The 6204-nt window shown below is 39.2% G+C and carries 8 protein-coding genes; 3 read left to right on the top strand and 5 right to left on the bottom strand.

The features are described 5' to 3' along the window. Both EA341_RS18120 and EA341_RS18115 read left to right on the top strand, forming a co-directional pair. Nucleotides 1–386, top strand: a 386-nt coding sequence (locus EA341_RS18120) for a carboxylesterase family protein (protein WP_293016583.1), incomplete at its 5' end; no start/stop codon positions are given. Nucleotides 387–493: 107 nt separating this feature from the next. Beyond that, the gene (locus EA341_RS18115; protein ID WP_293016582.1) at nucleotides 494–751 is read left to right on the top strand and encodes a hypothetical protein; all 258 of its coding nucleotides are present in this window, start codon (nucleotides 494–496) and stop codon (nucleotides 749–751) included. 150 nt (nucleotides 752–901) lie between these two features. Here EA341_RS18115 and EA341_RS18110 read toward each other — a convergent pair whose 3' ends face one another. From EA341_RS18110 to EA341_RS18100, 3 genes are all read right to left on the bottom strand, one after another. Then, a complete protein-coding gene (locus EA341_RS18110; protein ID WP_293016581.1) occupies nucleotides 902–1813 on the bottom strand; it encodes a sterol desaturase family protein in 912 nt (303 codons plus the stop codon). A gap of 145 nt (nucleotides 1814–1958) precedes the next feature. Continuing rightward, nucleotides 1959–2912, bottom strand: coding sequence for a proline iminopeptidase-family hydrolase (locus tag EA341_RS18105; RefSeq protein WP_293016580.1), 954 nt, complete (start codon nucleotides 2910–2912; stop codon nucleotides 1959–1961). Nucleotides 2913–2922: 10 nt separating this feature from the next. Then, nucleotides 2923–3387: a heme-binding protein gene (locus EA341_RS18100; protein ID WP_293016579.1), complete on the bottom strand. Its 465-nt coding sequence runs from the start codon at nucleotides 3385–3387 to the stop codon at nucleotides 2923–2925. Nucleotides 3388–3502: 115 nt separating this feature from the next. Between EA341_RS18100 and EA341_RS18095 the strand changes: the two genes are divergently transcribed. Continuing rightward, nucleotides 3503–4606: a Gfo/Idh/MocA family oxidoreductase gene (locus EA341_RS18095; RefSeq protein WP_293016578.1), complete on the top strand. Its 1104-nt coding sequence runs from the start codon at nucleotides 3503–3505 to the stop codon at nucleotides 4604–4606. A gap of 828 nt (nucleotides 4607–5434) precedes the next feature. Here the strand turns inward: EA341_RS18095 and EA341_RS18090 are convergent. Both EA341_RS18090 and EA341_RS18085 read right to left on the bottom strand, forming a co-directional pair. Further along, nucleotides 5435–5956, bottom strand: coding sequence for a hypothetical protein (locus EA341_RS18090; RefSeq protein WP_293016577.1), 522 nt, complete (start codon nucleotides 5954–5956; stop codon nucleotides 5435–5437). 126 nt (nucleotides 5957–6082) lie between these two features. Continuing rightward, a partial coding sequence (locus EA341_RS18085) for a hypothetical protein (RefSeq protein ID WP_293016584.1) occupies nucleotides 6083–6204 on the bottom strand: 122 nt, incomplete at its 5' end.

The following is a 6204-nucleotide window of genomic DNA, read 5'->3' as shown; positions in this document are numbered from 1 at the left end:
GCAAATTAAGACCTCCTTTGGTGGATAAGTCACTCAGTTCAGGTTTTGCTGGCGGGACAGTAAGGTCAGAAAACCCTATTCCAGCTCCAAAAGCAGTTGGCGCTCCACATGCCATGGAAATTGAATATGCCATGGGTAACCTACATTTGATCAAGGACTACGAATGGGCTGCTGAGGATATGGAAGTATCCAAAACCATGTTCAACTATTTCACCAATTTTGTCAAAACGGGGAATCCCAATGGAAAAGATTTACCTGAATGGCCAAAAGCAGAAAAGGATACCTGGACGCCTTCACTCATTAATATTGATGTGAATACCCAGGCAGAAAAAGCAAAAGCCGATGAGCGCTATAAATTTCACGATAGCTTTTACGGTAAAAAATAAACCTATTCAACTGAAAGAGGTGGGGCCAAAAGCCCCATTTTTTTGTTAATTACGCTAATTCATTAGCCTAATTTATATCAATTAAGCTAAAAAATGACGTAGGGCACTTGTGGGGACAGTTTATCTTTACCGAAAGAATGAAGCTCAATGCCTCCCGTTCAATTAATCGGGAAAATTATTTTTGGCGAACTTATGATGGTCAGGGATTTGACTTGATCGAATTGGACAGCTCTCAAAATCTGCAGGCTTTGGAATGCAAGTTGGGGAATGGAAAAGCCAAAATACCTGTGGCTTTTGAAAAGGCGTACCCTAATGCCAATTGGAATAAAGTAGATAATAGTAATTTTCTTGACTGGGTATTATAAAAAAGACCTGAAAGCTCAAGTGAAACTTTCAGGTATTATTTTTCAACAATTGAACATCCTAAATGACAAATGATGTTGACAGATCAATATCTTAATATCCAATATCAATCAGTATCTAAAACAACCTATTCAAAAGATAAGTAAGACTCCTTACCCATTCACCTTTACCCTACTTTTCTCATATTCCTCCTGAAACACCTTTTTCCTAGCTTCCAATTCACTTGGCCTGCTAAATACCATGGCATAAGCTTCTTTCAGTGAGCGTGAATTTCTTACATCCTTTACGATATCAGACCATTCATGAAAATTCAAAGTGATAGGATTGTATGACTTCACCTGCTTGGTAAGCCCATAACTCGGGCGCTCTTCTTCAGGCTGGAAAGTGCCAAACATCCTGTCCCAAATGATAAAGGTGGAGCCGTAGTTTTTATCCAGGTACTTTTCATTTGTAGCATGATGCACCCTATGATGGGAAGGGGTAGTAAAGAAATATTCAATCGGTCTCGGCAATTTGACAATATATTCGGTATGGATCCAAAACTGGTACAAGACCGCAATTTGGTGTACAATAAAGAATACAACAGGGTGGAATCCTGCCAAAGCCACGGGAATAAAGAATATGATCTTGATATGCTGTGTCCAACTCAGGCGAAAAGAAACTGACCAGTTGTATTTTTCAGAATTATGATGCGTTACATGCGTTGCCCACCAGAAGCGATTTTCATGGGCTATTCTATGTGCCCAATATCTCCAGAAGTCCAACCAAAACAAACAAAGTACAAAAGACCACCAAGTCATTGGAATTGTCCATGGGACGAGGTTATAGAAAAACAAAATGATCCCAAAAGTAACCACTTTTATTGCTGCACTCATTCCTACATTGACCAAGCCTATTACCAAAGCGGCAACGGAATCTTTACCGTCGTAGAAATCCTTTTTGTGCTTGTATGAAAGATACCACTCCAAGGCCACTAGGCCTATCATCACAGGAGCAGCATAAAGAATGATATTGGGCAGATCCATACTGGCGATCTGCTCAAAGGTTAATTTCTCTTTCTGCATAAAAACTTTATGAAATTGGTTTTTTACTCTATTACTTAATTCTCTAATATAAGAAGATCCAACTAAAAATCCTTGATTTAATTGATGAGTAGCTGTATTGCTTAGCCTGATTTAATGGCTTTTTCTTTAGGCTTATCGGATTCAATTATTTATTAATTTCATCCAAAAACTCCTGCACGGTTTTCAATGTGAATTCCTTATTGTCATTCAGGGTCGCATGTGCAGCATCTGGAATCATCACAAATTTGGAGTCGGGAATCAAACTGGCATAAAACTGCACAGTACTTGGTCTGGCTTCGTCAAATTCCCCTGTGAAAATTAATACCGGAACCGATATATTTCCTAAATCATTGAGTCTGTCAAATGTGCGTAATGTGCCTGTAGAAGTAAACTCACTTGGACCCCACATGTATTCATAAATTTGCTTCCCAGAAACCAAATCCATGTGACTTCTATCTACCTTTGGCCCTTCCTTTCTTCTAACATATAGACTGTAATAAAGATTCACAGCTTCCTGATAATCAGGATGGTCAAACTCCCCCATTTCCTCGTGATACCTTATGACTTGCTGCACAGAGTCAGGTAATGTAGCAATCAAAGTATCTGCATCTGCAATCCACATATCAGTGCTGAAAAGAGGACTACTGAATACAATTCCTTTTACGGCCTCAGGGTATTCACTGTAATAGGCAATTCCCAGCATAGTTCCCCAAGAGGAACCGTATAATACAAAATCATCCAGTTGCAAATGCTTCCGTAATTGCTCAACTTGTTCTACATAATGTTCAACGGTCATGAGGCTGGTATCTGTAATTGCTGAAGATCTGCCTGAGCCTAATTGATCCATGAAAATAAGGGGCCCTTCATAGCCCATTTCCTTCAAGGGCTCAAAACCAAAGCTGGTCCCACCCGGTCCACCATGAAGCAGCAAAACCGGTAATTTGTCTCCATCTCCAACCACCTCATACCATACCTTACCCCCTTCGACTTCCACATAACCTTCACCTGTACCCAGCTTTTTGATTTCAGGCTGCCCGCAGGAGAAAATAAAGAGGAGTGCAAATAAAACCCCTATGTAATTTAAATATTTATAGTTCATGTGCCTTAAGTTATTTTAATTCCAATACCGAAAGTCCTGCTTCGGCAATGATGCCATCTTGGTCTGATCTTACGCCCGAAATTCCTATAGCGCCTATACAATGGCCATCACGGAAAATCGGAACTCCTCCTTCTACAGGAATAGCATTAGGAAGGGATAAAAGCCTTAAGCCTCCTTCATTTACTGCATCTTCAAATACTTTTGTGCTCCTTTTGAAATAAACAGCGGACTTGGCTTTTTCCATTGCTACTTCCACACTGCCGATCTGTGTACCATCGATTTTTCTCAGTAAAATTAAATGTCCCCCAGCATCCAAAATAGCAATGACAACCGTCCACTCATTTTCTATAGCTTTTGCTTCTGCCGCATCTGCGATTCTTTTGGCTTCTGCCAAACTGAGATAAGGCTGTGTGCTTTGGGAATATCCTGTGGTGGTGATTGCCACTAAGAGTATAAGTAGGAGAAAAGACTTCATTTTTATTTGGTTTTGGTTCTTTCTTAAAATTCTAATTTAACGATTATTTTGAAGCCCTGCTCAAAAACCTTAAATTCAAATCATAAGATCTTTCAAAACCTAAAATCATTGTAAAATGAAAAACCTAAGTAGAAGAGATTCTCTGAAAACCATAACCCTGGGAACAGGGCTAGGACTTTTTGCCCCCTTTTCTCTTTTTGGATGTAATGATACTCCGAAAGAAAAAAAGCTTGGTGTCGCCTTAGTGGGACTTGGCTATTATAGTTCTGACCTTTTGGCCCCAGCCTTACAAATGACAAAAAATTGCTACTTGGCTGGAATAGTTACAGGAACTCCTTCCAAGGAAGATGAGTGGAAAAAGAAATATAATATTCCGGAAGCCAATGTGTACAATTATGAAAATATGGATGGGATTGCAGAAAATGACGACATTGATGTAATCTATATTGTTCTTCCACCATCCATGCACATGGAATATACCATCAAAGCTGCAAATACAGGCAAACATGTATGGTGTGAAAAGCCGATGGCAGTTACCGTAGAAGAATGCCAAGCCATGATTGATGCCTGTAAGAGGAATAATGTGAGCCTTTCTATAGGTTACCGATGTCAGCATGAGCCCAATACTTTAGCTTTTCAGGATATTGTGAAAAACGAAAAACTGGGAAAAGTACTGTCTTTAGATTGTGCAGCGGGTTACAGGGAAAACAGGACCGACCACTGGAAGCAAAAAAGAGAAATGGGTGGCGGAGTAATTTATGACATGGGTGTATACTCCATTCAGGGGGCGAGATTGGGATCAAATATGGAACCCATAGCAGTGAACTCAGCAAAAATATGGGCAGAGCGACCTGAAATATACCAAGACGGACTGGGAGAAGTGGTGGAAGCTGAGTTGGAATTTCCTGGTGGAGTCATCGGCAAGATCAAAACTTCTTTTTATGAAAACACAAATTTTCTAAATATCACCTGTGAAGAAGGTAAAATTGAAATGGAACCCTTTTCATCTTATGCGGGGAACAAGGGGAAAAGCCCACTAGGAGAAATCAATTACCCTTATGAAATTCCATGGCAACAAGCCAATCAAATGGACATGGATGCCATAGCCATTATGGAAGGGAGACCAATGCCTGTACCGGGAGAAGAAGGATTGAGGGATATCCGCATCGTCCAAGCCATATTGGAATCCTCCGAGACAGGGGAGAAGGTGGTGATTTAAGGATGAAGGAGGAAGGATAAAAGAAACAAGAGGCAAGAGAGCCAAGATACAAGAATCAAAGCCTGGCCCGTATCGGAGAGACAAGACTGTGGTGAGATTAACCTTTGAGGTTTTTGTTACCTCTAAGGTCATATGTTTATAGAAAAAGATCCTTTCATGGCCCATTCGACCCCGAATGGGCCGTACCATTTATCGTCGAGATATTGCTATAAACATATGACACCGTTGAGATCAAAAAATAATAATCGAAAGCATGAAGATTCTGACCTCGAAGAGGTCATATGTTTATAGAGGAAATATAATTGATACAATTCAATTCGACCCCAAAGGGGTCGTACCATTATTCATCTCTGGAAACTATTTATAGACATATGATCCCCTTGGGATCAATTAGCGAATTATCCGATACTGAAAGGTCTATATCTATATAAGAATTAATTGATAGATTATTACATGACAACCCCGAAAGAGCCCACCTTTTTATCATTTCTACATTGCTATAAACATACATTACCATAGGCATCCCAAAGGAAAGGGAATGAAATAATAGACCCCGAAGATTTTTATTTAGTTAGCGAGAGACTAGAAAGGATGAAGGCTGAAGGCTGAAGGAAAGAGGATAGAACCAAGAACCCAGACCGCACCAATACAGATCTGCCAGATTTTGAAAACCTGGCGGGTCTATTTTTGGATTTATCTTAATCTATTCGCAGGGATGAAAAGTAATTTATCGTTGATACTTCAGATTTCTTCAAATGGATTTTTACCAAGAGTTATGGATTTTGGGATAGCCGCTTTTGAATATTTGAAACTACCTTTGATTTAGTTTTAATTCTGCACTCTTATGTAAACTTGGTCACTTGCCATTGGGTCATCATCAAATAGGGTGAGCTCGTTACCGTCTTCAGATAAGGCAAATCGATAAGTTTGTTGACTGCTAGGAATGCTAGTCTTATTCATTTCCTCTTTAGGTCCAAAAGGTGGCTGATTAAATTCACTTGGGTTATATGTGTTCCTTAAAGTAAAGGTGACTTGGTTGTCATTTACCTTGAAATTTCCTTCCCAAATCAATTGGTAACCTAAATCCATATTGCTTCCAGGTTCCCGATATGGCCACTCAAAAGAAAAAGAACCATTTGGTTTTATAACATAGCGGACAACTGATTCATACTGACTATTGGAGTCTAAAGTCGCATATTCCCATACACCTATCAATTTTTCCGGAACGAGGTCTTCTTTTTCCTGACAGGAAGTAAAGAAAAGAGGGCAAAAAGATTTATATTTTTCATAGTCTGGGAAGTTTAAAACTAAACTATATTTAAAGCAAATATATGTGTTTTTTTGAAGCAACTAACCTGTAAGAATATATAGAAGCCTGATATCTAATAATATCTCAATATCAATCCATATCGAAAAAGAAATTAGTCCAGTTGAATCGCTCAAAAACAGAATTTTTGAAATAAGCTTTAAATAAAATCAAGATATCCTACTCCAATTCATTTGGTGTTTTTTGTGGGATTTGATCTGGCGCAGTACCATTGCATTTTCAGGCATTGTAAGTTCGGGATCATTTTGCAATAATAATTCTGCTGCATCCC

The organism is Mongoliibacter sp. (genome assembly GCF_007692705.1).
GTDB lineage: Bacteria > Bacteroidota > Bacteroidia > Cytophagales > Cyclobacteriaceae > Mongoliibacter.
This window is presented reverse-complemented; position numbering and strand designations above follow the sequence as displayed.

Excerpts from the sequence above, each read along its gene's own strand:
- EA341_RS18110 (WP_293016581.1), bottom strand. The coding sequence starts at position 1,813 with ATGCAGAAAGAGAAATTAACCTTTGAGCAGATCGCCAGTATGGATCTG.
- EA341_RS18095 (WP_293016578.1), top strand. The coding sequence starts at position 3,503 with ATGAAAAACCTAAGTAGAAGAGATTCTCTGAAAACCATAACCCTGGGA.
- EA341_RS18105 (WP_293016580.1), bottom strand. The coding sequence starts at position 2,912 with ATGAACTATAAATATTTAAATTACATAGGGGTTTTATTTGCACTCCTC.
- EA341_RS18100 (WP_293016579.1), bottom strand. The coding sequence starts at position 3,387 with ATGAAGTCTTTTCTCCTACTTATACTCTTAGTGGCAATCACCACCACA.